This window comes from Paludisphaera sp., from assembly GCF_037189885.1.
In the GTDB taxonomy this organism is placed as follows: Bacteria; Planctomycetota; Planctomycetia; order Isosphaerales; family Isosphaeraceae; genus Paludisphaera.
The window spans coordinates 13,422-38,013 of the sequence record NZ_JBBCIR010000025.1; the positions used below are offsets into that span (position 1 = coordinate 13,422).

The 24,592-nt window shown below is 69.7% G+C and carries 20 protein-coding genes; 14 read left to right on the forward strand and 6 right to left on the reverse strand.

The features are described from left to right. Positions 1–441: 441 nt before the first annotated feature. The 3 genes from murB to WG209_RS09910 all read left to right on the forward strand — a co-directional run bounded on the left by murB (position 442) and on the right by WG209_RS09910 (position 4,510). A complete protein-coding gene (murB, locus tag WG209_RS09900) occupies positions 442–1,326 on the forward strand; it encodes a UDP-N-acetylmuramate dehydrogenase (RefSeq protein WP_337174870.1) in 885 nt (294 codons plus the stop codon). Positions 1,327–1,423: 97 nt separating this feature from the next. Then, positions 1,424–2,422 carry a hypothetical protein gene (locus WG209_RS09905; protein ID WP_337174871.1) on the forward strand — a complete coding sequence of 333 codons (999 nt, stop codon included), beginning with the start codon at positions 1,424–1,426 and terminating at the stop codon, positions 2,420–2,422. Positions 2,423–2,560: 138 nt separating this feature from the next. Then, entirely contained in the window at positions 2,561–4,510 is a 1,950-nt protein-coding gene (locus tag WG209_RS09910; RefSeq protein ID WP_337174872.1) for a preprotein translocase subunit SecA, read from the forward strand. 9 nt (positions 4,511–4,519) lie between these two features. Here the strand turns inward: WG209_RS09910 and WG209_RS09915 are convergent, their stop codons facing one another. Continuing rightward, positions 4,520–5,473 (reverse strand): DUF1570 domain-containing protein, encoded by a 954-nt coding sequence (locus tag WG209_RS09915; protein ID WP_337174873.1) that lies wholly within the window; start codon positions 5,471–5,473, stop codon positions 4,520–4,522. A 200-nt stretch (positions 5,474–5,673) separates the two neighbouring features. Between WG209_RS09915 and WG209_RS09920 the strand changes: the two genes are divergently transcribed. From WG209_RS09920 to WG209_RS09940, 5 genes are all read left to right on the forward strand, one after another. Further along, positions 5,674–6,612, forward strand: coding sequence for an NAD-dependent epimerase/dehydratase family protein (locus WG209_RS09920; protein WP_337174874.1), 939 nt, complete (start codon positions 5,674–5,676; stop codon positions 6,610–6,612). 214 nt (positions 6,613–6,826) lie between these two features. Next, on the forward strand, positions 6,827–7,201 hold the full coding sequence (locus WG209_RS09925; protein WP_337174875.1) for a 4Fe-4S dicluster domain-containing protein: 375 nt from the start codon (positions 6,827–6,829) through the stop codon (positions 7,199–7,201). A gap of 122 nt (positions 7,202–7,323) precedes the next feature. Continuing rightward, the gene (locus tag WG209_RS09930) at positions 7,324–8,628 is read left to right on the forward strand and encodes a cytochrome c peroxidase (RefSeq protein ID WP_337174876.1); all 1,305 of its coding nucleotides are present in this window, start codon (positions 7,324–7,326) and stop codon (positions 8,626–8,628) included. Positions 8,629–8,759: 131 nt separating this feature from the next. Next, positions 8,760–11,774 (forward strand): YfhO family protein, encoded by a 3,015-nt coding sequence (locus WG209_RS09935; protein WP_337174877.1) that lies wholly within the window; start codon positions 8,760–8,762, stop codon positions 11,772–11,774. A 2-nt stretch (positions 11,775–11,776) separates the two neighbouring features. After that, positions 11,777–12,478 carry a hypothetical protein gene (locus WG209_RS09940; protein ID WP_337174878.1) on the forward strand — a complete coding sequence of 234 codons (702 nt, stop codon included), beginning with the start codon at positions 11,777–11,779 and terminating at the stop codon, positions 12,476–12,478. Positions 12,479–12,523: 45 nt separating this feature from the next. Here the strand turns inward: WG209_RS09940 and WG209_RS09945 are convergent, their stop codons facing one another. Continuing rightward, positions 12,524–13,372 carry a hypothetical protein gene (locus WG209_RS09945; protein ID WP_337174879.1) on the reverse strand — a complete coding sequence of 283 codons (849 nt, stop codon included), beginning with the start codon at positions 13,370–13,372 and terminating at the stop codon, positions 12,524–12,526. 75 nt (positions 13,373–13,447) lie between these two features. After that, positions 13,448–13,681, reverse strand: coding sequence for a hypothetical protein (locus tag WG209_RS09950; protein ID WP_337174880.1), 234 nt, complete (start codon positions 13,679–13,681; stop codon positions 13,448–13,450). Between WG209_RS09950 and WG209_RS09955 the strand changes: the two genes are divergently transcribed. The 5 genes from WG209_RS09955 (at position 13,680) to WG209_RS09975 (ending at position 19,901) form a co-directional block, all read left to right on the forward strand. After that, the gene (locus WG209_RS09955) at positions 13,680–14,150 is read left to right on the forward strand and encodes a hypothetical protein (protein WP_337174881.1); all 471 of its coding nucleotides are present in this window, start codon (positions 13,680–13,682) and stop codon (positions 14,148–14,150) included. The two genes, WG209_RS09950 and WG209_RS09955, sit on opposite strands and share 2 nt — an antisense overlap. Before the next feature lie 236 nt (positions 14,151–14,386). Then, positions 14,387–15,295: a polysaccharide biosynthesis/export family protein gene (locus WG209_RS09960; protein WP_337174882.1), complete on the forward strand. Its 909-nt coding sequence runs from the start codon at positions 14,387–14,389 to the stop codon at positions 15,293–15,295. A 144-nt stretch (positions 15,296–15,439) separates the two neighbouring features. Next, complete coding sequence (locus WG209_RS09965; RefSeq protein ID WP_337174883.1) at positions 15,440–16,165, forward strand: tyrosine-protein phosphatase; 726 nt, start codon at positions 15,440–15,442, stop codon at positions 16,163–16,165. A 161-nt stretch (positions 16,166–16,326) separates the two neighbouring features. Beyond that, the gene (locus WG209_RS09970) at positions 16,327–17,907 is read left to right on the forward strand and encodes an NAD(P)/FAD-dependent oxidoreductase (protein ID WP_337174884.1); all 1,581 of its coding nucleotides are present in this window, start codon (positions 16,327–16,329) and stop codon (positions 17,905–17,907) included. Positions 17,908–18,434: 527 nt separating this feature from the next. Next, positions 18,435–19,901 carry a DUF1501 domain-containing protein gene (locus WG209_RS09975; protein ID WP_337174885.1) on the forward strand — a complete coding sequence of 489 codons (1,467 nt, stop codon included), beginning with the start codon at positions 18,435–18,437 and terminating at the stop codon, positions 19,899–19,901. A gap of 10 nt (positions 19,902–19,911) precedes the next feature. Here WG209_RS09975 and WG209_RS09980 read toward each other — a convergent pair whose 3' ends face one another. Then, the gene (locus tag WG209_RS09980) at positions 19,912–21,378 is read right to left on the reverse strand and encodes an NAD-dependent succinate-semialdehyde dehydrogenase (RefSeq protein WP_337174886.1); all 1,467 of its coding nucleotides are present in this window, start codon (positions 21,376–21,378) and stop codon (positions 19,912–19,914) included. Between the two features lie 400 nt (positions 21,379–21,778). Between WG209_RS09980 and WG209_RS09985 the strand changes: the two genes are divergently transcribed. After that, positions 21,779–22,228 carry a PEP-CTERM sorting domain-containing protein gene (locus WG209_RS09985; protein ID WP_337174887.1) on the forward strand — a complete coding sequence of 150 codons (450 nt, stop codon included), beginning with the start codon at positions 21,779–21,781 and terminating at the stop codon, positions 22,226–22,228. A gap of 61 nt (positions 22,229–22,289) precedes the next feature. On the opposite strand, the gene WG209_RS09990 is transcribed toward WG209_RS09985, so the two are convergent. Both WG209_RS09990 and WG209_RS09995 read right to left on the reverse strand, forming a co-directional pair. Next, a complete protein-coding gene (locus tag WG209_RS09990; protein ID WP_337174888.1) occupies positions 22,290–23,438 on the reverse strand; it encodes a Gfo/Idh/MocA family oxidoreductase in 1,149 nt (382 codons plus the stop codon). 54 nt (positions 23,439–23,492) lie between these two features. Continuing rightward, positions 23,493–24,551, reverse strand: a complete 1,059-nt coding sequence (locus tag WG209_RS09995; RefSeq protein WP_337174889.1) for a TIM barrel protein — start codon at positions 24,549–24,551, stop codon at positions 23,493–23,495. Positions 24,552–24,592: the final 41 nt, after the last annotated feature.

Here is a 24,592-nt window from a genome sequence, read left to right on the forward strand (position 1 = left end):
GGATCGGCGGAGATAGCGACGGCTCACGCCATGCCGCGCCCACGCTTCATCCGCGCCCTCGGCGACTCTCACTCGCCGCTGCCTCCCGCGGTGGGAGAGGGGGGTATGGGACCCGAGACCCCAAAAAAACCATTCGAAGACGACGAACGAAGCCAACTTCAAAACGATGCAATCTCTGAAATTCCAGGGAGATGCGTCCATACTCCATGACATCGCGGCGCGCGAACGAAGCCAACGTCGGCGGGACCCCGGCGGGCGTCGTGGGCGGGCGGTATCGAGGCGGACGAGGTGCCGGCGAGGGGGGGCACCGGCATCGCCCCGGGGACACCGCGACTGTGGGGCCTTCCCCGGCGCTCGGGCCGCTTGACGCTCGCGGGGCGGGCGGCTACCATGCGTCGGTTCGTCATGGGTCAGGTCTGGTCGCCAGTCGGGGTCGGTCGCTTGCAGCACCCTTTCCAGGAATTCCGGGAGTTCGTCGCCGAGGACCAGCCCCTGGCCCCGCTGTCGTGGTTCCGCCTCGGCGGGCCCGCCGCGTACTTCGCCAAGCCCCGAACGGTCGAGGATCTCCGCGGCCTCCTTCGCCGCGCGGTCGAGTCCGAGATCCCGTTCAAGCTGCTCGGCGGCGGGACGAACGTCCTGGTGCGCGACGAGGGGGTCGCCGGCCTGGTCGTCCACATGGAGAGCCCGCATTTCTCCGACGTGACGATCGAGGGGGAACGCATCCGCGCGGGGGCCGCCGTCCCGCTGACCGCCCTCATCTCCCAGGCCGCCCGCGCCGGGCTGGCCGGGCTGGAGATCCTCACGGGCATCCCCGGGACCGTCGGCGGCGCCCTTCGGGGCAACGCCGGCAGCCGTCAGGGGGCCATCGGCCCTTTCGTCGGCCGGGCGACCGTCCTCGATTCCTCCTATGAGGTCCAGCAGCGCGAGCGCGACGACCTCAGCTTCGGCGAGCGCGAGTCCAACCTGGACGAGCCCGTCATCCTCTCGGCCGAGTTCGAGCTGACCCCCGAGGATCCCGAGGGGGTCGTCCGTCGGATGCGGCGGATCTGGATCGTCAAGAAGGAGAATCAGCCGTACGGCCACCAGTCGGCCGGCTGCATCTTCAAGAACCCCTCGCCCGACGTCTCCGCCGGCTCCCTGATCGACCAGGCCGGATTGAAGGGGACTCGCCACGGCGGCGCGGAGATCTCCGACCGCCACGCCAATTTCATCGTCGCCCACCCCGGCGCGAAGTCGGACGACGTGCTGCACCTGATCGACCAGATCCAGCAGCGCGTCTGGCAGCAGTTCGGCTACGAGTTGGAACTCCAGCTCCAGGTCTGGTAGGGTGGGGGCCGTCGGGGATGGGCGAGGCGACGGGGAGTCGCCGCGACGTCGCGCCCCGGGCCGCCGCGCGCCGGGCGCTCAGGGAGGGGCCGGGGACATGGAGTACCGCGATCTCCCGCGGATCGTCGCCCCGGATGACGGAGGCGACGACCTCGGCCCGCGCCCGCGCCAGCGTCGCTTCCCCCTGGCCCGCCCCGGCCGCCTGGACGCGCGCAAGATCGCCACGGTCGGGATGCTCGCCCTCAGCCTTGCCGCCGTGATCTTCTACGCCGGACGGCAGGCTCTCGACGCCTCGGTGGAATGGCTGCAAAACCAGCCGCGATACCAACTCCCGTTCGGCGAGATCCAGCTCCCGGAACCCCCGCCGGATTGCTTCCGCGGGGGGACGGCGGCGTTCCTGGAACGCGTCCGTCGCAACGCCAAGGAGCCGGAAGTGGTCTCGCTCCTCAAGGTCGATCCCGTCCGGCTGCGCAATGCCTTCAAGGCGTTCCCCTGGGTTGAGTCGGTCGGGGAGATCGAGAGGCCCCCCGGCGGGCTGGTGGTCCACCTCAAGTATCGCCGCCCCGTCGCCAAGGTGGCCGTCAGCGGCGCGGGAAATTTCGTGCTCGACGCCGAGGGCTGCGTCCTGCCGCTCGAGGACATCGACGCCGAGCGCGTCGGCCGGCTGATCTGGATCGTGGGCAACGGCCTGACCGCGCCTCCCCGTGAACGGGCGGGGACGATCTGGAGGACGGCGCCCGCCGACTCGGCCGAGGTCGAGGGGCTTGACAGGGCGGTCGTCGAGGGGGCCAAGCTCGCGGCGTTCCTCCTGGACCCGTCGCGAGAGGCCGACACCCCGCCCGACGCCCGGGTGTACTCGATCACGGTGACGGAGGTACGGGGCGACCCCGTCCTGTTCGTCGTCACCGATCGGACGGCCCAGATCCAGTGGGGGCGGGGCCCCGGCGACGAGGAGCCGGGGGAATTGACGGCCGTCGAGAAGTGGGATCTGCTCGTCCAGCAGGCGCGCCGCGGGCTCGATCAGAAGGACCCCCACGACCTCTGGCTGTTCAACCGCTCGGGGATGGTCTACCGCCCCGCGCGGCCGGCCCGCTGACCCTTCCGTCTTTTGTTCGGGAAGCCGTCGCCCTTCGACGTCCCGTTCCCTTCGGCGGGATCCGCGCCGGCGCGCTTCGAGCGGCCGGTCGAGGCGGGCCCGGATCGCGAGACCCCGGGGAAGTCAGAGGACGCATCCATGGCAAGCCGCCTCGGCGTGGGATGGATCAACCAGGTGGGCCGGCTGGCGGGGCCGACGCCCGTGGGCCGGTTCGCGTCGTTCGCCGTTCAGGTCCATCGGGTCAACGCCCTGGAACCCTCCATCGAGCCCCTGAGCGACGCCGAGATCCGCGAGAAGGCCTTCGCCCTCCGCCTCCGCGCCCGCCAGGGGGATTCGCTCAACGCCCTGCTGCCGGAGGCCTTCGCGCTGACCCGCGAGGCCGCCAAGCGGACCATCGGCCAGCGCCAGTTCGACGTGCAGGTGCTCGGCGGGGTGGCGATCCACAACAAGTGCATCGCGGAGTTGGAGACGGGCGAGGGCAAGACGCTGGTCGCCACGATGCCGGCGGTCCTCAACGCGCTGCCGGCCAAGGGCGTGTACGTCGTGACCGTCAACGACTACCTGGCCCGACGCGACGCCGAGTGGATGGGCCAGATCTATCGCTACCTGGGCCTGACCATCGGCTGCATCCAGACCGGGATGTCCGACCACGAGCGCCGGCGGGCTTACGCCTGCGACATCACCTACGGCACCAGCAAGGAGATGGGCTTCGACTTCCTCCGCGACGAGCTGAAGCGGCTGCAACTCGGCGACACCACCCGGAAGTCGTTCGAGGAGGCGTTCCTGGGCTCGGGGACGCACCAGGAAGCGGAGACTCCGGTCCAGCGGTCGCACAACTTCGCGATGGTCGACGAGGCCGACAGCATCCTGATCGACGAGGCCCGTACCCCGCTGATCATCGGCGCCAACAATCAGCCGACCCAGGAGGAAGCCTCCGCCTACTACGGCGCCGATCAGCTCGCCGCCACCCTGGTCCGCATCAAGGACTACAAGTACGACCCGATCGAGAAGAAGGCCGAGCTGACCGCCGCCGGCCGCCGCAAGGTCCAGGCCCGCGCCGGCCACTCGTCGTTCGGCATGCTGACGGTCGATTCGCTGTACGAGTACGTCGAGCGCTCGCTCCGGGCGCAGATCGCGTACCTCCGCGACCGCGACTACGTCGTCCACGAGGGTGAGATCGTCATCGTCGACGAGTTCACCGGCCGCATGATGCCCGGCCGCCAGTGGCAGGACGGGCTGCACCAGGCCATCCAGGCGAAGGAGAAGCTGGAGATCACCCTGGAGACGATCACCGCGGCCCGCGTGACCGTCCAGGACTTCTTCAAGCGGTTCAAGAAGCTCGCCGGCATGACCGGCACCGCCAGCACCGACGCAGCCGAGCTGAGGCGGATCTACAAGGTGGGCGTGATGACCATCCCCACCAACCGCACGAACGCCCGCGTCTGGCTCCCCGACCGCGTCTTCTCCACCGAGCTGGAGAAGTTCCAGGCCGTCGCCGACCAGATCGTCGAGTGGAACAAGAAGGGTGCCCCGGTCCTGGTGGGCACCCGGTCGATCGAGAAGTCCGAACACCTCAGCGCCCTGCTGGCCGAGGCGGGGATCGAGCACCAGGTCCTCAACGCCAAGAACCACGAGGTCGAGGCCCAGATCGTCGCCCAGGCCGGGCAGCAGGGGAGGGTGACGGTCGCGACCAACATGGCCGGCCGCGGCACCGACATCAAGCTGGGGGAGGGGGTCGCCGCCCTGGGGGGCCTCCACGTCATCGGCACCGAGCGCAACGAGTCGCGCCGGATCGACCGCCAGCTCGCCGGCCGCTCCGCCCGCCAGGGAGACCCCGGACTCTGCCAGTTCTTCGTCTGCCTGGGGGACGAGATCGTGGAGGCGATCGGCGAGAAGCGCGCCAACCGCATCCGCGCCCGCCACGCCGGCCGGGGCGAACTCACCAGCGCCCGCTGGCGGCAGTTCTTCATCCGGGCCCAGCAGCGCAAGGAACGCCAGCACTTCCGCGACCGCAAGCTCCTGATGCATTACGAGAAGCAGCGGGCCGAGATGCGGTCGAACATGGGGCTCAACCCCGTCCTCGGCTGATCTCCTCGGTCACGACCGCGACAGCTCGCGGGCCAGTCGCCTCAACTTCTCGTCCAGCTTGTCGACCGGCCCTAGGCGCTTCTCCAGGATCGCCAGCCGGTCGCCGGTTTGGGTCCGCATGTCGTCGAACCAGCCGACGACCTCGGGCCACAGCGAGCGGGACGCCGTCAGCAGGTGGTACATCAGCAACCACGACTGGCCGTAGGCGAGCTGAGCGGTGTCGGGGGCGTCGAACAGCGAGTCCTCCGTCAACAAGCGGGAGAGCTCGATCCAGGCGTCGCCGGCCCGGGTCGCGTCGCGGATCGCGTCCAGGCGAGGGCGGTTGACGCGTCCGGCGGGGACGCTGACCGTCTTCCGCCACATTTCGAAATACGTCGCCACCCCCTCGGCAACGCACTTGCCGGGGTCGCGGTCGAGGGCCAGCAGCCCCGTGTTGTAGGCGAGCAGGTGCGTCGTCTCGTGGACGAGCGTGAATGTGTTGATCCGCTCGGCGCCCGAGCCGGGGGACTGGCCGGGCCGGAAGTCGAAGACGACCAAACGGTTGGAATCCAGGTCGTAGTGGCCGCCGAGCTCATCCCCCGGGGCCTGTCCCACGAGAGCCCCGTAGGACTCGGAGTCCTTTAGCACGACCACCATCATGCGGTCTGCCGGAAGATCGACGCGGAAACCCCGATCGCGCAGGTGCTTGACGAACACCTTGCCGAGCGCCTCGCAGACTCCCAGGGCCTCCCGGCGATACCCGTCCGACGCGTCGCCGACGCCCAGGAAATTCTCCGTCCGCGAGACGCGGAACGGCGCGATCCCGGCTTTTTTCGCCCGCTCTTCCAGCTTGGAGATCCGGGCGTCCTCCGCGCCATCGGCCCCGAAGGCTCGCCGAGGGCCCGTCCCAAGCGTCATCGTCCCAAGCGTTAACGCCAGCCAGGCGCGGCGGGAAGAGTCGAACTCGGGTCGGTCGGGAAGCATCGGGAAGGCCCTCGCAAGTCGTCTCGGCGCGTGCGGCGAAGTCGATTATACTCCGCCCCGTCCAATGGGAGGGCCCTCGCCCCGCGCGGGGCCCGACAGGGATGGTTATTGGATCAAGATCGACACCAGCGCCCTCGCGAGCCGAGCCGACCGACACCACGACGTCCGCTCCACGCGCCGGGACGCCTGCGAGGACGCACATGCCAGACCGCATCCTGCTGACCGGCGGCACCGGGTTCTTCGGCCGCCGCATCGCCGACTCCCTGCGCGGCCAGGGGCACACCGTCGTCACCCCCGGGCGGCCCGACTTCAACCTGATGGACCCGGACTCCACGCGGCGCACGCTGGAGCAGGTGAAGCCCGACACCGTGGTCCACTCCGCCGCCCACTATGGCGGCCTGGGGATCTGCGTCGCCGAGCCGATCGAGATCTTCCAACGCAACGTCATCATGGGGGTCAACCTCCTGGACGCGGCGAGCAAGGTCGGCGTGAAGAAGTTCATGACCATCGGCTCGGCCTGCTCCTACGCCGGCGCCGTCAACGGCGATATGAAGGAGAGCGACGCCTGGTCGGGCCCGCTGCACCCCTCGGTCGAGGCCTACGGCTTCACCAAGAAGGTGATGGAAGTGGGCATGCGGGCCTACCAGCGCGGCTGCGGCATGATCGCCCAGATGCCGATCGTGACGAACCTCTACGGCGAGCACGACGTCTTCGGCGAGTACCGCTCGCACGTCGCCGCCGCCCTCATCAAGAAGTTCGCCGACGCCGTCATCGAGAAGAAGAAGCAGGTCGTCTGCTGGGGGACCGGGGCGCCGGTCCGCGAGTTCATCTACGTCGGCGACGCGGCCGAAGGGGTCGCCCGGCTGCTCGCCAGCGGCCACAACGAGCCGTTGAACCTGGGGACCGGCATCGGCACCACCATCAAGGAACTTTCCGAGATCGTCGCCCGCCTCACCCGGTTCGAAGGCGAGATCGTCTGGGACACCTCCAAGCCCGACGGCGTCATGCGCAAGGTCCTCGACGTCTCCAAGATGGCCGAGGTCCTCGACTGGCGACCCCCGACCAGCCTGGAAGCCGGCCTCGCCAAGACCGTGAAGTGGTACATGGAGAACAAGGCCGAGGCCGACGCCCGCGCCTGACCCTCTTGACCCGATCCACGGCGCCCCACCCGCGGCGCGACGCCCACGATGGCCGTCGCGCCGTTCGCCGTTTCGGCCGGGAAGCTCGAAGGAGGGGCCCCGCCGGGCCGATATCAAGAATGATTCTTGATAAGGGCGGTGCCGGCGCGATATAACGGACTCGGCCCCGGTGCGAGGGGCCGGGCAAGCTCGCGCGCGAGACGGAGGGACGACGATGTCGGCCTCGGCGGCGATGACGAAACCTCGCAAGACGGTCCCGAAGATCTTGGCGGTCATCGACGCCGATGAGTGCACGGGATGTCTGGCGTGCGTCGAGGTCTGCCCGGTCGACTGCATCGATTCGATCCCCGATGAGCGGTACCCGGGGGTCGTCTCGCTCTGCGAGATCGATCTCGACCGCTGCATCGGATGCCGCCACTGCGCCCAGATTTGTCCCTGGTACTCCGCCAAGATGGTCGATACGCCCTCCGTGGCGGCCCGAGTGGCCGACAAGGGGGGCCCCGCCTGGTACGTCGGCGCCCACCGGGATGCCCTGGTGGAGCGGGCCCGACGCAACGCCGACGAATTCCTTGCCAAGAGACGTAAGTGACGAGACGCGATGACGCGGCGGCCGCCTCGCCTCTCCAGGGGCGGGACGACGCCCGTCATGGGACGCCGCGCGCGTCGGTCGATCCCGGCCATGTTCGGTGCCTCCCCATCCGGAGTCGTTTCATGACGCTGAAGAAGACACGTTGGCTGCTGACCTCCGGCCTGCTCTCGATCGCGGGCCTGGCCCTCCTCCAGCAGTCGATGAAGGCCAACGCCCAGGACCCGGCCCCGCCCGAGGTCGTCGACGAGATCAAGAACAGGAGGGTGGAGAAGGCGGAAAGCGACCCCGCCGCCCCCGAGGACTTCCTCTGGCAGAAGGCCGACACGAGCCTGATCCAGGACGAGCCGCTTGTGGTCAAGGCCCCGCGCGGGCTGCCGCCGCTGGCCGCCAACTCGGTCGTGCCCGCCTCGAACCCGCTCACCAAGGGGGGATATGAGCTGGGCCGGCTGCTGTTCTTCGACCCCCGTATCTCGCTCGACGAGTCGGTGAGCTGCGCCACCTGCCACAACCCGGACAAGGGCTGGAGCGACGGCACGCGGGTCTCGACCGGGATCGACGGCCTGCGCGGCACGCGCAATTCGCCGACGGTCTTCAACGCGGCCTACGCCAAGAGCATGTTCTGGGACGGCCGCGCGGCCAGCGTGGAACTCCAGGCCCAGGGCCCGATGGTCAACCCCGTCGAGATGGGCGACCAGACGTACGAGGAGATCGTCCATCGGATCCGCGAGATCCCGGCCTACCGCGAGATGTTCCGCAAGACCTTCGGCACCGACGTCACGCTCGACGGCATGTCCAAGGCCATCGCCACCTTCGAACGCGTCGCCGCGTTGACTGGCAACTCCAAGTACGACCAGTACGTGACCGGCGATCTGGAAGCCCTGAACGAGTCCGAGAAGCGCGGGATGGTCCTGTTCGGCCTGCGGCTCAGCCCCCAGGACGAGTACGAGCCCGAGGTCGAGCTCCAGAAGGCCAAGTGCACCCTCTGCCACGTCGGCGCCAACTTCACCGACGAGCAGTACCACAACCTGGGCGTCGGCTGGGACGAGAAGAAGGGCGAGCACGCCGACATCGGCCGCTGGGTCGCCGAGGCGATCGGCCACAAGTCGGACCACAGCTTCGGCGCCTTCAGGACCCCGACCTGCCGCAACGTGGCCCTCACCGCGCCCTACATGCACGACGGGAGCATGAAGACGCTTGAAGAGGTGATGGAGCACTACAACAAGGGGGGCACTCCGAATCCTTCGCTGGACAAGGACATGAAGCCCCTCAACCTGACCGAACAGGAGATCGCCGACGTCATCGCATTCATGCACGCCCTGACCGGCGAGTACAAGCCCACCTCCGAGCTGATCCCGGAGAAGCTCCCCCCGAACGCCGACGGCGATTCGCCGGACCCGGTCGCGGCGCTGACCCCGCCGGGCTCGTGACCGGCCCATCGACGTCCTGAATCGCGGCGACGCCCGCCCCTCGAACCCGAGGCGGCGGGCGTCTTCGCGCGCGCCCGGGTGTGCTACACTGGCTCGCGACGACCCGCCCGAGCGCCCCGAGACGTCACCCCATGAATCGCAAGCCCGCCCCGACGATCGCCCTGGTCATCGCTTGCCTGGCCGCCATGCTCCTGGCTTGCTTCCACCGGGTGATCCTGGACGGCCACCAGTTCTCCTACCGAGACGCCGCCCACTACTACTACCCGCTCTACGAGCGCGTGCAGCGCGAGTGGAACGAGGGCCGTTGGCCGCTCTGGGAGCCCGAGGAGAACGCCGGGATGCCGCTGATGGGCAACCCCACGGCGGCGGTGCTCTATCCGGGGAAGGTCGTGTACGGGGCGCTCCCCTACGCTTGGGCGGCGCGGGTCTACATCATCGCGCACGTCGCGCTGGCGTTCGGGGCGATGCTCGCCCTGATGCGCTCGTGGGGGACGAGTTGGGTCGGCTCGGGCCTGTCGGCGCTGTCCTACGCGTTCTGCGGCCCGGTCCTGTTCCAGTACTGCAACGTGATCTTCCTCGTCGGCGCGGCGTGGCTGCCGCTGGGGTTCCTCGCGGTGGACCGCTGGATCCGGACCGGGAGCCGGATGGCCTTGTCCGGCCTGGCCGTTGTCCTGGCCATGCAGACGCTCGGCGGCGACCCCCAGGCGGCCTACCTCCTGGGCCTGTGCGCCCTGGGATACGCGGCGGCCTCGGCGTGGAGCCGCGGGCGGGCCTTCCGCGAGCCGAACCCCGCGGAGCCCGCGCGACCGGCGAGAGGGCGGAAGGTCGTCGCGCTGGCATTGGCCGGGATGGCGGCCTGGACCGTCGTCACGCTGACCATCGCGTATCTCGCCCCGAGGCTCCGCCCGCCGTATCCTCCCGATCAGCCAACGCCGGCGCTCCCCTGGATGCTCTGGGCGCCGAAGGCCGTGCCGATCGTCTGGGCGGTCGCGCTCGCGTTCTACTTCGGCCGGAGGAGGCCGATCGAGGGCAGGCGGACCCTATGGCGGCTGACCGTCGGGCTGGCGACGGCCGGCGCGATGGCGGCGTCGATCACCGCGGCGCAGTTGCTTCCCGTCATCGAGTTCACCCAGCAGACCGTCCGCGCCGCGGCCGAGGGCCCGCACGAGATCTACCCGTTCAGCGTCGAGCCGTACCGGCTCGTCGAGATGTTCTGGCCCAATGTCTTCGGCTCCTACTTCGGCGGCAACGCGAGCTGGATCGACCTGCTGAAGCTTTCCGAGGAGCGCGGGAAGGTCTGGACGCCGTCGCTTTATATCGGCGGGGCGGTCGTCCTGCTGGCGCTGCCGGCGCTTACGTTTCGTCGGGGAGGGGCCACGAGGGTCTGGCTCTCCTGGATCGTGGCCATCACGCTCCTCGGGAGCTTCGGCCAGTTCACGAGCCCGATCTGGGCGACCCGACTCGCGGCGAAGACGCTGGACCTGGGCGTCCCGCCGATCGGCCCCCTCGACCCCCCACGCGAGCCGCCGCTCCGCAAGGACGGCTATCTCCGCGATGGCGACGGCGGCCTGTACTGGGCCATGACCACCTTCCTGCCGGCATTTCGCCAGTTCCGGTTCCCCAGCAAGCTGATGACCTTCAGCGTCCTGGGCCTGGCGGCGCTCGCCGGGCTGGGATGGGACGACCTGACGCGGGGGCGGTCTCGCCCCGTCCGCCGGCTCGCCCTGGGGCTCGTGGGGCTCTCGGCCGTGACGGCCCTGGCGGCGTGGCTGGGGCTCGACGCCCTGTTCCGGGCGCTCGATTCCAAGTCGCTCGCCAGCGCGTTCGGACCGTTCAACCCCGCGGCGGCGCGACGAGAGACGCTGGCGGGGCTTGGGTGGGGAGCGGCAATCGCGGCGTCCGTGTTCGGCGTCGCGAGCCTCGCCACGCGACGGCCCGTCGCCGCGGGGGCGGCCGTGCTGCTGCTCACGACGGCGGACCTGGCCTGGGCCAATCGGGCGTTGGTCGCCACCGCCCCGCAGTCGATGTTCGAGGGCACGCCGGAGGTGCTGGAGGTCATCAACGCCGCCGAGGCCGAGCGTCCGGCCGAGGGCCCATACCGGATCCACAGATCGCCGATCTGGAACCCGGTCGGCTGGACCTTGAGGTCGTCGCCCGACCGCGTCCGCGACTTCATGCAGTGGGAACGCGACACTATCCAGCCCAAGTACGGTATCAACCTTGGCGTCGAGTATACGCACACCCTGGGCGTCGCCGAGTTGTACGACTACGAATGGTTCTTCGGCGGCTTCCCGTATTCCACGAGCCCGGAATACGCCGCCGCGCTGAAGATCCCGCCGGGCCAGAAGGTCGTCTACTTCCCGCGGAAGTCTTTTGATATGTGGAACACCCGCTACTTCGTCCTCCCCTCGTTCACCAACGACTGGATGGACGAGAACCGCGGGATCGCCGGCTTCCTCTTCGACACCGAGATCGTCCACCCCCGCCAGGAGGGGCCCGAGACCCCCGAATCGGAGGCGAAGGCCAGGGAGTGGATCGAGACCAAGGACTACCAGATCCGCCGCAACCGCCGCGAGTTCCCGCGCGCGTGGATCGTCCACGCGGCGGAATCGCTGCCGCGCATCTCCGGCCTCACCCGCTCCGATCGCGCCGGGCCGATGCAGGACGTGATGTACGACGACCAGGACCCGATCTGGCGCGACCCCAACCGGGTCGCCCGCAACCTGCGTCGCACCGCGTGGATCGAGGCCGACGACGCGCCGGCGCTCGCCCCTTACATCCGACGCACGCCGGGGAGGGCCACGGAGAAGGTCATCGTGAACTATCCCCGGTCGGATCGCGTGGAGCTGGAAGCGACCCTTGAAACGCCCGGGATCGTCGTCCTCGCCGATGTGTACTACCCCGGCTGGAAGCTGACCATCGACGGCCAGCCCGCGACGATCCATCGGATCAACCGCATGATGCGCGGGGCGGCGGTGGAGGCCGGGACGCACAAGCTCGTGTACAGCTACGAGCCGGCCTCGTTCCGGGTCGGACTGATCGTCTCCGTCATCGGCCTGGCCGCGACCGTAGGCCTGGCCGCGTTCGCCTCGCGTCGGCCGCGCTCGGCGTTGCCGTGGGTCGACGCCAACCGAGGAGCCATCTGAACATGTCGTTCCGATTCCCGTCTCGCCTGGCGGCCGCCCTGCTGGCGCTATCGCTCTCGACCCCCGCCCCGGCTCAGACGCCGGCGCAGCCGAAAGTCGCGCCGGGTCCGAACGAGCCCGACTGGGACGTGGTCCTCCGCGACCGCTACGGCCTTGCGATGTTCGACGACCTCCTGAACCCGGTCCGAGGGGACGTGGCGGAGGTTCGCGCGCTGTTCCGCAAGGCGGGGCCCGGCCCGGTCACGTATCGGCCGGTGATCGCGCTCGGCCTGGAGACGAGGAATCGGGGCGGCTGGTATCGCCCGTCGAAGGAAGGTCCCCCCGAGAAGACGCGGGCCTGGTCCTACACGTTCAAGAACACGACGAAGGACCTGGAGTCCGGGGAGAACCTCCCCCCGCCGCTGGAGGAAGGCTCCGACGTCGAGTTCGACCCGGGCGACGCGACGTTCGGCCTCTGGGCCTCCAACGACGGACTGGACGACGGCGGCGTCTTCACCGAGCCGTCGGCCGTCGCGCGCGTCAACGAGCGCCTTGCGGGCCAGCCGTACAAGGCCATGATCTACCCCAACCGCGACAAGGCGACGGGAGAGATCATCCCGAACAGCTACATCGTCGGCTGGGAATACTCGACGAACGACGACTTCCAGGACATCGTCTGCCAGGTGGACAACGTCGTCCTCCTGGATGCCCCCGGGGCGCGCTGATCGCAGTCGACCGGGCCCCATCGCGTGGGGCCCGGTCGAGTCGGCTCATCGGCGGACGGCGGTCCAGCCGAGGCTGTCCATCACCGACGCCAGCCGGTTCCGGCGCGGGGCCTTCGCCTCGGCGTGGTTGTGGTTGTGATTGTGGCCGTGGGCGCGCTCGGCCGAGGCCTGGATGGGACGGCCGAGGTCGGGCGCCTGGTAAGGCTGGTCGAGGCCGGTTTCCGGCATGGCCAGGAGCGGCGAGCCGGCCTGGTCGGCGTCAACCTCGGCCGAGCGGCGGACGCGGCCGGCGCGCGCCGCGGTGGGGGAGGAAAGTTCCGGCGTCGCCGGCGCGCCGCCCGATCCGGCCTGGGGGTCGAAGGGCGAGCGGTCGGCCGGGACTTCGGGCAGGCCGGGCTGGGCGCGAGGGGCCGGGACCTGGCGCGGGGGCGTCTCGGCGTCGGGCTCCGCGTTCAGGTCGTCCATCTCGAACGGGCTGCGCACGTTCTCGGGGGGCGGGGTCGGAAGGCCCGGGCGGGCCGCGTCAGGCTGTGCGGGCGGCGCGCCATCCTCGGGCTCGTCGCCGAACTCGTCCCCGTCGATGCCTCCCAGGGCCGGCGGCTCGTCGAGCGGAATTTCCCGGAACGACGCGGCGCGGTCCGGCGCCTCGGGGCTGGGCGCGCCCCAGCCGCTGGGGAAGGGGCGCCAGAGGGTCGGGTGGTAGCCGAAGTACTGGTCCTTGTAGATCCGGTAGACCGGGTCTTCCTGATCGCACGGGACGCGCTGCCGCTTGATCGGGGCCAGCGGGAACAGGCCCGTCTGCTGGGCCTGGGCACCCTCCGACCACAAGACCCCGGCCGCCGCAGCCGCCAGGAACAGCGGGCCGACGGGCCCGCGCCGCGATTTCGTGCGCATTCCTTGCCTCATACGAATCGGGTGTACCTTCCGCCTCCGGGACTCCTCGGGGAGGCCGTCCCGACGACTCCGCCGTCACGACTCATGGGCATCGATCGGGTCGAAGGCTTCCTCGGCTGTAGATAAACCAGTTAAACGGGGCGGTTGCAGGATGTTGCGCAAATCGCGATGAGTCGGCATGCGCCGGTTGCCTGGGATGTCGCGGGCGTCCGGGTGGTCGGCGTGAGAATGATTGGAACGGCCGTCGACATGGTCCGATGAAGGAGGTGGCGGGAGTTGATGAAACGGCGGCACGGGGGGATGGATCATGACGGCACGATCGAGATGGCTGGCGGGGATCGCGGCGGCGTCCATCGCGGCGGCGGGGGGGACGGCCGGGGCCCAGGCGACTTCCACGGCGCCGACCGTGATGTTCGGGCCCTCGGGTCAGGCGGTGATGGTCGACCCGTTGATGACCGAGATGATGATGGGGACCGGCGTGCCGCTCACGCGGGGCCAGGCGGGACTGGCGGCGGCGTCGACGGTGGGGAACATGACCGGCATCGGGTCTGGCCGGGCGAGCGGGACGCGGGGCGTCGCGACGCGCCGGGGGACGGCGAGCGTCCGGGAGACGGCCGGCAGGCGGCCGACGCTGGGGACGCCCGCCGGGCAGGCGTCGAGCTATTTCGGCCGCTACGGCCGGGGGACGTCGGTCAACGTATCCTCGCCCGCGGCCCGCGCGTCGACGGGCAGGTATTACAACCGGCCGGCCGGGTTCTTCCCGGAAGGGGTCCAATAATCGGCCGGGACCGGTTTCGATTTGAGCGGGCTCGGGAATCTGCCGATTGTAGGTCGTGTCAAGGCTGCTCGTGCGACGAGACGATCGAGAACCCGCGCCGGGGCCGCCGAAGAAGGATCGCGGAAAAGATCGGGGATCCATGAGGAGTGGGAGACGCCGCGAAGGATCGCGGCGTCCGCTCGGGCCGGGCGCGGGATCCCCGCCGAGCCGGTCTCGGAACGCCGGGAGGAGAGGGCATGGAAAGTTCAAGGAGTATTCGCCGGGCCGGCCGGGTGATGATCTTGCTGGCCGCCTGCGCCGCCTGCGGCTGCCAGACGGTGAAGACGCCCGAGGAGACCATCGCCAACAGCAACATCCCGACCGAGTTCAAGAAGGTCTCGATGCCCGACTACGTGGTCGAGCCCCCCGACCTGATCCTCGTCGAGGTGCTGGACGCCCTGGAAGGGCGGCCGATCACGGGCGAGCGACTGGTCCGGCCCGACGGCAAGATCACGCTGGGGTTCTATGGCGAGGTCTACGTCGCCGGCCTGACGATCCCGGAGGTGAAGGAGAAGATCGTCCTCCACCTGCGGAAGTACCTGACCGACGAGCTGCTCGGCCTGTGGGACTTCGACCCCAAGACGGGCAAGCCGGTGCAGATCGATCCGCGCGACTCGGACCGGGTCTTCGTGGACGTCACGGCTTACAACAGCAAGAACTATTACGTGCTGGGGGACGTCGGCGCCCCGGGCAAGCTGCCGATCACCGGCAACGAGACGGTGCTGGACGCGCTCCAGTACGCCGGCGGGCTGATGCCCACGGCCGCGCCGCAGAACATCCGGCTCGTCCGGCCCGCCCCCCCGGGGGCCTGCTGCGAGCAGCTCCTGCCGGTGAACCTGGCGGCGATCACCAGCGGCGGCGACCCGACCACGAATTACCAGCTGATGCCGGGCGACCGCATCATGGTCTACCGCGACCCGATCGTCCGCACGACGATCTTCCTGGACCGCCTCGCGGCGCCGTTCCAGACGGTCATCAACTCGATGCTCCAGACCACGTTCACGATCCGGAGCATCCAGTACTCCCAGCTCGGCGCCCGCGGCCTGGGCGGGGCCGGCGGGGCGACCAATCCCCCCTCGCTGCTGACCCAGCCCGGGGCCCGCTGATCGGCCCGATAGCCTGAAGCGACCGTCGGCCGCCGCCAGCCAACCTCGGCTCGCGGCGGCCGTCGTCGTCGGGTCGGATTGACCCCGCGACGGTCGCGGCCCAAGATGGACCGTCCCGCGGGATGGATTCGAAGGAGGCTTGGTTTGGACGACCCACGCGGCTCGACGCCCCCCCCCGACCCGATCGCGCCCCCGCCCCGCCGACGGGTGGCGCGGCATCTCCGGCGGTCGGCCCTGCTCTTCGGCCTGGTCGTCGGGCTCTTCGTCGGGACGCTCGCGATCCGGCCCTACGTCAGCCTGAACCTGGGCGTCATCGCGCCGGGTCTCGCCTATCGCTCGTCGACGCCGGGGGGCTGGGTCGGGGACGTGATCCGGGAGCAAAGGCTGGCCTCGATCCTCAACCTTCGCGGGGGCAAGCCGACCGACGGCTGGTACATCCGGGAGGTCCAGGGCGCCCGCGAGGCCGGCGTCGACTTCTACGACTTCCCCCTCAGCGCCGTGCGACGCCCCACGCGCCGCGAGCTGTTGATGCTGATCGACGTCCTGGCCTCCGCCCCGCCCCCCATTTTGATCCACTGCCGGGCGGGCGCGGACCGGACCGGTCTGGCTTCCGCCCTCTACAAGCTCTATGTCCTGGGCCTCCCCCCCGAGGAGGCCATGGACCAGTTCTCGATCCGTTACGGCCACGTCGCGTTTCTGGGCACCGAGCGGCTCCACGAGCCGATCAATGAATACGCGGCGTGGCTGAAAACGCGGAAGGTCGCGCACTCGCCGGACCGATTCCGACGCTGGGTGATGGACGACTATCGCGCCGAGGATCCCTCCGTCGAGCCCCGCCGGCTCGCGGCCGGCCCGCGGCACCCGGTGTGAGCCGCCGAGGGGGCGATCGCCGTTGACCCTGCCGCGGTTTTATGCCAAAACTCCCGCGGCCCCCGCCGATAACCGAGACGATGAGTGGCGCGAAGGAATCGCGCCTCCCCGGGTCGTCGCACGCGCGACGCCCGAACGACGGGACGAACCAGGAGCCGCTCATGGGCATGGATGCGCCGCAATCGCCGACGACCCGCGCGGGGGCCGTCCCCCACCGCTGGACGCGCGTCGAGGAGCCGGGCGCCGAGGCGGTGGTCGCGGCCTACGAGACCGTCATCGCCGGCGGCGGCCCCGCGGGGCTCACCGGGGCCTACGAGCTGGCCAAGCATGGCGCGTCCTGCGTCGTGCTCGAGGCCGATCCCCGCCTCGTCGGCGGCATCAGCCGGACCGACGAATACAAGGGCTACCGCTTCGACATCGGCGGCCATCGCTTCTTCTCCAAGAGCGACGAGGTCAACGCCCTCTGGCGCGAGATCCTCGACGACCAGTTCATCAAGCGGCCCCGCCTCAGCCGCATCTACTACGACCGCAAGTTCTTCCACTACCCCCTCAAGCCCTTCGACGCCCTCTCCAAGCTGGGCGTCGCGCGATCGGCCCAGATCCTCCTGAGCTACCTCAAGGCCCGGCTCCTGCCGATCCGCCCCGAGCGCAGCTACGAGGACTGGGTGGTCAACCGCTTCGGCCGGGTGCTGTTCGACACCTTCTTCAAGTCGTACACGGAGAAGGTGTGGGGCATGCCCACCAACGCCATCTCCGCCGACTGGGCCGCCCAGCGCATCAAGGGGTTGAGCCTCGTCGAGGCCGTCCTCAGCGCCTTCAAGAAGTCGGCCGGCGCGGGGAAGGGGGGGGTCGTCAAGACGCTGATCGAGGAGTTTTACTACCCTCGGCTCGGCCCCGGCCAGATGTGGGAGGCTGCCCGCGACAAGGTGCGCGGCATGGGGGGCGGGGTCCACATGGACCGCCGCGTCACCCAGATCGACCACGACGGCGCGTCGGTCACGTCGCTCGTCGCTCGCGACGCGTCGGGGAAGGCCTATCGCTACACCGGCGAGAACTTCCTCTCCACGCTCCCGATCCGCGAGCTGATCCGGGCCATGAACCCCGCCGCCCCCGACGAGGTCCGTCGCGCCGCGGAGTCGCTGGGGTATCGCGACTTCCTCTCCGTCGTGCTGATCGTCGACCGACCCGAGACCTTCCCGGACACGTGGATTTACGTTCATGAGCCGGGCGTGCGGGTCGGCCGCATCCAGAACTTCAAGAACTGGTCGCCCGACCTGGTCCCGGATCCGAGCAAGACGAGCCTGGGCCTGGAATACTTCTGCTTCGAGGGGGACGACCTCTGGACGATGTCGGACGCCGACCTCGTCGCCCTGGGCCGTCGCGAGATCGACGCCATGGGCCTCGTCCCGGCCGATGCGGTCGTCGACGGCTGCGTGGTCCGCATGCCCAAGGCTTACCCGGTCTACGACGACGCCTACCAGCGCCACCTGGGCGTGATCCGCGACTGGCTGTCCAGGCTCGGCAACCTGGAACTGGCCGGGCGCAACGGCATGCACAAGTACAACAACCAGGACCATTCCATGATGACCGCCCTGCTGGCGGCCCGGAATATCCTGGGGCACGGCGAGTACGACACCTGGAAGGTCAACACCGACGCCGAATACCACGAGGACGGCCCGTCCGACGACGAGCAGAAGCCGGGCGTCGGGCGTCTCGTCCCGCGCCGGGCCGCGTCGGCCTGATCCGACCCTGGGTCGGCGAGTTGGCTTCGTTCGTGCGACGCGGTCTCCCGTCGTTTTGCGTTAAGACGTTGACGGCGGGCGATTTGCGGCCGGCGGAAGTTGGCTTCGTTCGTCATTTTCGAAGAGGTATTTTTCGCCCAGCACGCTTACGATGCGCGCCTTCAATCCTTCTGCTCGTGGCGCGTGCGGTCGGGATGCCCGCGGCACGATAAGCCGGCCAGGGTAGTCGCGGGTCGTCGCCCGGCGATGCTTCACCGATTCCTGGTTGTCAAAGAACACCGCCATCAAACACCCACAAGGTCAGCACCCGGGTCGGCGGGATTTCAGGAATCTCGATTATTTCCCGGACCCTGGCGGCCCCCCGCGAGTCTGATCGCGGCGGCGAAAGGGACGGTCGACTCGTTCGACCCCTATCATCGGGGGTCGAACGCGGGTTACGATCGAGGCGGGTACATCGGAGCGCATGTCCCGCGCCGGCGGCGGACGCGGCGTGGCTCCGCGCCTCGACCTCGCGCGAGGGCCTTCCCATGGCACCCCAAGTCCCACGATCCGACGGCTTCCCGATGATGTCGACGCGCCGGCACTTCTTCGGCCGCGCGAGCCTCGGCATCGGCGGCGCGGCGCTGGCGAGCCTCCTGGGGGGCGCGTCCGACCCGTCCCCCGCGAGCCCGGACACCGTCCGCGGGGCGATCGGGGGGACGCACTTCGCGCCCAGGGCAAAGCGGGTCATCTACCTGTTCATGAGCGGCGGGCCGTCGCAGCTCGACCTGTTCGACTACAAGCCGTTGCTCAATCAGATGAACGGCAAGGACTTGCCGGACTCGGTGAGGCGGGGACAGCGGCTGACGGGGATGTCGTCGAACCAGGCGGCCCTGCCGCTGGCGGGGTCGATCTTCTCGTTCGCCCGGCATGGCGAGTCGGGGACGTGGGTCAGCGATTTGCTGCCGCACACGGCGAAGGTCGTGGACGAGTTGTGCTTCATCCGGTCGCTCCACACCGAGGCCATCAACCACGACCCGGCCATCACGTTCTTCCAGACCGGCTCGCAGATCGCCGGGCGGCCGGCCATCGGCGCGTGGCTGAGCTACGGGCTGGGGTCGATGAACGAGAACCTCCCCGCGTTCTGCGTGCTCATCAGCCAGCGGCCCGTCGACCAGCCCCTCTACTCGCGATTATGGGGCAACGGCTTCCTCCCCTCGATCCACCAGGGCGTCCAGTTCCGCGCGGGGGCCGAGCCGGTCCTTTACCTCGACAACCCTCCCGGGATCACCGCCTCGGGCCGGCGCAAGATGCTCGACCGCCTGGCCGAGTTGCAGCAGCGCAAGCACGACGCCGAGATCGACCCAGCCGTCTCCGCCCGGATCGCCCAGTACGAGATGGCCTATCGGATGCAGACCAGCGTCCCCGAGGCCGCGGGGGTTTCGGGGGAACCCGATCACATCCACGAGCTATACGGGCCGGACTCGCGGAAGCCCGGGACCTTCGCCGCCAACTGCCTGCTGGCCCGCCGCCTCGCCGAGCGCGGGGTGCGATTCATCCAGCTCTACCACCCCGGCTGGGACCATCACGGCGGGCTCCCGGGCGGCATCCGTCAGTTGACCCGGGAGACCGACCAGGGCTGCGCGGCGCTGATCCAGGACCTCAGGCAGCGCGGGATGCTGGAGGACACGCTCGTCCTCTGGGGGGGCGAGTTCGGCCGCACGAATTACAGCCAGGGGAAGCTGACGGCCACCGACTACGGCCGCGACCACCACCCGCGCTGCTTCACCGCGTGGGCGGCCGGCGGCGGCGTGAAGCCGGGCGTGACCTTCGGCGAGACCGACGAGTTCGGGTACAACGTCGTCGCCGATCCGGTCCACGTCCACGACTTCCACGCCACCATCCTGCACCTGCTGGGCATCGACCACGAGCGGCTGACCTACCGGTTCCAGGGCCGCTACTTCCGCCTCACGGACGTCGCGGGAGAGGTCGTCAAGCCCATCATCCGGGCGTGACGCGGTTCGGTCACGACTGCCGCAGGCCGACGGCGACGTACTTGGTCTCGAAGTAGGCGTCCAGGCCCTCGACGCCCAGCTCGCGGCCCATGCCCGACTCCTTCATGCCGCCGAACGGGCATTGGGGCGTGGCGGGGACGGGGTCGTTGATGCCGATGATGCCCGCCTCCAGGCCCTCCGCCATCCGGGTCGCGACGGTCAGGTCGTTGGTGAACACGTAGGCGGCCAGCCCGTAGGGCGTGGCGTTGGCAGCGGCGATCACGTCGTCGAGCTTGCTGAAGTCCAGGATCGGCATGACCGGGGCGAAGGGCTCCTCGGAGAGCAGCCGCATCGAGCCGTTCACGTCGGTCAGCACGGTGGGCTCGAACCAGAACCCCTTGTCGAAGCGGGACGACCGCCCGCCGCCAAGCCGGACCTTCGCCCCCTTGCCGCGCGCGTCGTCCACCAGCGTCTGGGCCTTCTCCAGGCCCGAGGCGGAGAGCATCGGGCCGACCTGGACGCCGTCCTCCAGGCCGTTGCCGATCTTGAGCTTGCGCGTCAGCTCGACGGCCGCCTCGGTGAAGTCCCTGGCGATCTTGTCGTGGACGTAGAAACGCGACGGCGAGACGCACACCTGGCCGTTGTTGCGGAACTTGCCGATCACCGCCGCCTGCGCCACCTGCTCCACGTCGGCGTCGGGGAAGACGATCAGGGGGGCGTGGCCGCCGAGTTCCAGGCTCAGCCGCTTCACCTGGTCGGCCGAGCGCCTGATGAGTTCCTTGCCGACGCGGGTCGAGCCCGTGAAGCTGATCTTGCGCACGGCTGGATGGTCGAACAGGGCGTCGGCGAAGGGCTCCGCGGGGCCGATCACGAGGTTGGCGACGCCGGCGGGGACGCCGGCTTCCGCCAGGCATTCGAACTGGAGGATCAGCGAGAGCGGCGTCTGCTCGGCCGGGCGGCTGACGATCGTGCAGCCCGCGGCCAGCGCCGCGGCGATCTTCCGGCTTGCCAGCGCGGCGGGGAAATTCCAGGGGGTGATGGAGCCGACCACGCCGACGGGGTGCTTGATGGCGTAGTACCGCTTCATCATGTTCGACGGCGGGATGATCCGGCCGTAGGCGCGCTTCCCTTCCTCCGCGAACCACTCGTAGGTGTCGGCCGTGGCGAGGGTCTCGGCCTTCGCCTCCGCGAGCGGCTTCCCTTGCTCCATCGTCATCGCGCGGGCCATGAAATCGGCGCGCTCGCGAATCAACTCGGCCGTGCGCTTGAGGACCTTGGCCCGGTCGTAGGCCGAGGTCGCCTTCCAGGCGGGGAACGCCTTCGAGGCGGCCTCGATGGCCTGGTTCGACTCATCCGCCTCGGCCCACGCGACCTCCGCGACGGTCGACTCGTCGGCCGGGTTGACGACGGGGCGGGTCTTCCCGCCGGTCCCCTCGCGCCAGGCGCCGTCGATGTACATGCGGGTCGGGAAGCTGGTCGAGGCGGTGCTGGCGGCCATGGGGGCGCTCCGATGTCGTGACGAGGGCGGGACTTCGGCCTACCTGGCACGAAGTCGCGGGCGAAGTCCATGGGTCATGTGGACGAGGCCTGGGCGGCGGATGCGGCTCGACCGCTATAACCCGCAACTTCGTCGATGCAATCCTTCGGATCGCGTCAATGGGTGAAGGCGTCGCAACCGATCTCACTGGTGTCGAACGAACGTCCGGACGTGGGAGTCGCGCCGGCGACGTTGGACCTTCCGATCACGAGGCGGGTGAAGCATGGACGCGAACGGAAAAGGGCGGAGGAGGCGGGCCATACGGCGGTCGATTCTCGGCGTGGCCGCGGCCTGGCTCGCCTTGCCGGTCGCGACGACCGAGGCGGCCCCGATGCGCGGGGGCGCGATGCGAGGGGGCTTGATGGCCCAGGAACCGGCCCCTCCCGGCGCGTCGATCTCGCTGCCGGGGGCATGGCAAGCGTTCCTGGCGGGCGGCCCCTCGACCTGGTCGGCGTGGCGGTCGCCGCCGTTCACGCTCCCGGTGCGGGCCGCGTTGCAGACCCTGATCGGCGGCGACCCGGCGATGGCCGCCGCGAACCCGCTGGTGCAGTATTTCGCATGGCGTCGCAGCCTCAACCCCGCCCGGTTCGACCGCTACCATCCTTTTCTCGGACCCCGGATCCCCCAGGGCTTCATCCCCCCCTCGCCGCCGCCGCCGGTGACCCCTCCGAGCGTCCCCCAGGTCCCGATCCCGCCGGTGACGCCGCCGGTCCCGAGCGTGCCGCCGCAGGTGCCCGAGCCCTCCGCCTTCATGGTGATCGCGGTGGGCGCGGCCGGGGCCTTCGCCATGCGGCGCCGCTCCCGACCGTGAAGCCGGGGCGGCGCTCCCCCGGGTCGCGACGATCCGCCGCGACCCGGGGAGTTGGGCCGTGTCAGACCGGGACGACCGATTCCCACTTCTGGTGCTCGGCCGAGTCGAGGACGGCGTCGCAGACGGCCTGGGTGGCCAGGGCGTCGCGGAACGTCGGCGCGGTGGACTTGCCCTCGGCCAGGTTCGCCAGGAAGTCGGCGACCTGGTGGACGAAGGTGTGCTCGTAGCCGATCTGGAGGCCGGGCACCCACCAGTTCTTCATGTACGGCTGGTCGCCGTCGGTGACGTGGACCGACCGCCAGCCGCGGACGACCGAGTCGTCGCCGTGGTCGAAGTACTCCAGCCGGTGCAGGTCGTGGAGGTCCCAGCGGATCGACGCCTTCTCGCCGTTGATCTCGAAGGTGTAGAGCGCCTTGTGGCCGCGGGCGTACCGGGTCGACTCGAACAGCCCGAGCGAGCCGTTGTCGAACCGGCAGAGGAAGGCGCAGGCGTCGTCGATGCCGACCTTCTCAACCTTCCCGGTGAGGTTGTGCTTGCGCTCCTTGATGAACGTCTCGGTCATGGCCGACACGTTCGTGATGTTGCCGTTGAGCCAGAGCGCCGTGTCGATGCAGTGGGCGAGCAGGTCGCCGGTGACGCCCGACCCGGCCGCGGCGGCGTCGAGCCGCCAGAGCCCCGCGCCCCCCTGGGGGAGGTCCGACGAGATGGTCCAGTCCTGCAGGAACTGGGCGCGGTAGTGGAAGATCCGGCCGAGGCGGCCCTCGTCGATCAGCTTCTTCGCCAGGGTGACGGCCGGGACGCGGCGGTAGTTGTACCAGACCGTGTTGACGATGCCGGCCTTCTCGACCGCGTCGACCATCGCCTGCCCCTGGACGAGGTCCATCGACAGCGGCTTCTCGCAGAGGATCATCTTGCCGGCCTCGGCGGCGGCGATGGCGATCTCGGCGTGGGTGTTGTTGGGCGTGCAGATGTCGATCGCGTCGATGTCGTCGCGGGCGACGAGCTTGCGCCAGTCGGTCTCGATCGACTCGTAGCCCCAGGTGTCGGCGAACTTCCGCGCCGCGGCCTCGTCCCGGCCGCACACGGCCTTGAGAACCGGCCGGTACGGAAGGTCGAAGAAGTCGTTGACGCGCTTGTAGGCGTTGGAGTGGGTACGGCCCATGAAGCCGTAGCCGACGAGGCCGATGTTGAGGGGTTTCTTCTCGGGCATTCTCTCACCTGTTCTCGTGATCGTGGGCGTGGACGTCGATGGACGTCGTCGCGGTCACTCGGTCCAGCCGTGGGCGTCGCGGACCTGGATCATGGCGGCGAGGACGTCGTTCCAGGTCTGGGGCTTCATCATCACGTCGTTGGGGAACATGCAGCCGTCCCAGCAGATGTGACGGGCCTTCTTCGTCAGCCGGCCGGACTCGTCGCGGAGCCAGAATCCGGCGTGGTGGGGGATGTCCAGCTTGCCGGCGGGGTCGTTCGCCAGGCAGTGTCGGCCCGTGTGGTCGTGCGAGCCGGAGCCGAATACGGTGGCGTCGTTCTGGGCGACGTGGAAGTCGATCGTCCACGGCCGCAGGGCGTCGGTCAGGGCGCGCAGGGCGTCGTCGAGGACGGCCTTGTCGGACCAGTCGTAGCCGTCCGGGAGGATGCGATCCTCGGGGGCGTTCTCGCCGAGCGTGTAGAGGAGCGTGTGGGCCATGTCGGCCTGGAAGCCGACGACCTCGGGGCGGTCGACGCGCTCCAGCAGGTCGAGCATCTTCCGCCAGGAGTGCATGCCGCCCCAGCAGATCTCCCCCTCGGCGGCGAGCTTCTCGCCGTGGTCGGCGGCGATGTCGGCGGCCTGGCGGAAGGTCTCGGCGATCCTGGCCTGGTTCGCGTCGGGGTCGGACGACCACTCGGCGGGGGAGCAGGCGGAGTCGATCCGGACGACGCCGTGCGGCCGGACGCCCAGCTCGCGGAGCTTCCTAGCGATGCGGCAGCCCTTGCGGACCTGCTCCAGGAACTTGCGCCGGCCTCCGCCCTCGTCCATCGCCGAGCCGCCGCCGGTGGGGGGCCAGACGGGGGCGACGACCGAGCCGATGACCAGCCCGCGGCGGCTCGCCTTGTCGGCCAGCTCCTTGATCTGGGCGTCGGTCGAGTCGATGTCGACGTGGGGGGCGAACAGGAACAGGTCGAAGCCGTCGAACTTGACCCCGTCGACCTCGGCGGCGGCGGTCAGGTCGAGCATGACGTCGAGGTCGATGGGCGGGTCGCCGCCGTCGCCCCCCTTGCCGACCACCCCGGGCCAGGCGGCGTTGTGGAGCTTCGGGAAATTGTGAGCGTGCGTCGGGGCCATCGGGGCTTCCTCGCGGGTCGGGTCGTCGGGGAGGGTCGGGA

What these genes read in the sequence shown, in the direction of transcription:
- WG209_RS09930 (WP_337174876.1), top strand. Translation starts at nt 7,324, where the DNA reads ATGACGCTGAAGAAGACACGTTGGCTGCTGACCTCCGGCCTGCTCTCG.
- WG209_RS09960 (WP_337174882.1), top strand. Translation starts at nt 14,387, where the DNA reads ATGGAAAGTTCAAGGAGTATTCGCCGGGCCGGCCGGGTGATGATCTTG.
- WG209_RS09920 (WP_337174874.1), top strand. Translation starts at nt 5,674, where the DNA reads ATGCCAGACCGCATCCTGCTGACCGGCGGCACCGGGTTCTTCGGCCGC.
- WG209_RS09950 (WP_337174880.1), bottom strand. Translation starts at nt 13,681, where the DNA reads ATGATCCATCCCCCCGTGCCGCCGTTTCATCAACTCCCGCCACCTCCT.
- WG209_RS09925 (WP_337174875.1), top strand. Translation starts at nt 6,827, where the DNA reads ATGTCGGCCTCGGCGGCGATGACGAAACCTCGCAAGACGGTCCCGAAG.
- WG209_RS09955 (WP_337174881.1), top strand. Translation starts at nt 13,680, where the DNA reads ATGACGGCACGATCGAGATGGCTGGCGGGGATCGCGGCGGCGTCCATC.
- WG209_RS09990 (WP_337174888.1), bottom strand. Translation starts at nt 23,438, where the DNA reads ATGCCCGAGAAGAAACCCCTCAACATCGGCCTCGTCGGCTACGGCTTC.
- WG209_RS09910 (WP_337174872.1), top strand. Translation starts at nt 2,561, where the DNA reads ATGGCAAGCCGCCTCGGCGTGGGATGGATCAACCAGGTGGGCCGGCTG.
- WG209_RS09935 (WP_337174877.1), top strand. Translation starts at nt 8,760, where the DNA reads ATGAATCGCAAGCCCGCCCCGACGATCGCCCTGGTCATCGCTTGCCTG.
- WG209_RS09985 (WP_337174887.1), top strand. Translation starts at nt 21,779, where the DNA reads ATGGCCCAGGAACCGGCCCCTCCCGGCGCGTCGATCTCGCTGCCGGGG.
- WG209_RS09905 (WP_337174871.1), top strand. Translation starts at nt 1,424, where the DNA reads ATGGAGTACCGCGATCTCCCGCGGATCGTCGCCCCGGATGACGGAGGC.
- WG209_RS09970 (WP_337174884.1), top strand. Translation starts at nt 16,327, where the DNA reads ATGGGCATGGATGCGCCGCAATCGCCGACGACCCGCGCGGGGGCCGTC.
- WG209_RS09980 (WP_337174886.1), bottom strand. Translation starts at nt 21,378, where the DNA reads ATGGCCGCCAGCACCGCCTCGACCAGCTTCCCGACCCGCATGTACATC.
- WG209_RS09940 (WP_337174878.1), top strand. Translation starts at nt 11,777, where the DNA reads ATGTCGTTCCGATTCCCGTCTCGCCTGGCGGCCGCCCTGCTGGCGCTA.
- WG209_RS09945 (WP_337174879.1), bottom strand. Translation starts at nt 13,372, where the DNA reads ATGCGCACGAAATCGCGGCGCGGGCCCGTCGGCCCGCTGTTCCTGGCG.
- WG209_RS09975 (WP_337174885.1), top strand. Translation starts at nt 18,435, where the DNA reads ATGGCACCCCAAGTCCCACGATCCGACGGCTTCCCGATGATGTCGACG.
- WG209_RS09995 (WP_337174889.1), bottom strand. Translation starts at nt 24,551, where the DNA reads ATGGCCCCGACGCACGCTCACAATTTCCCGAAGCTCCACAACGCCGCC.
- WG209_RS09915 (WP_337174873.1), bottom strand. Translation starts at nt 5,473, where the DNA reads ATGCTTCCCGACCGACCCGAGTTCGACTCTTCCCGCCGCGCCTGGCTG.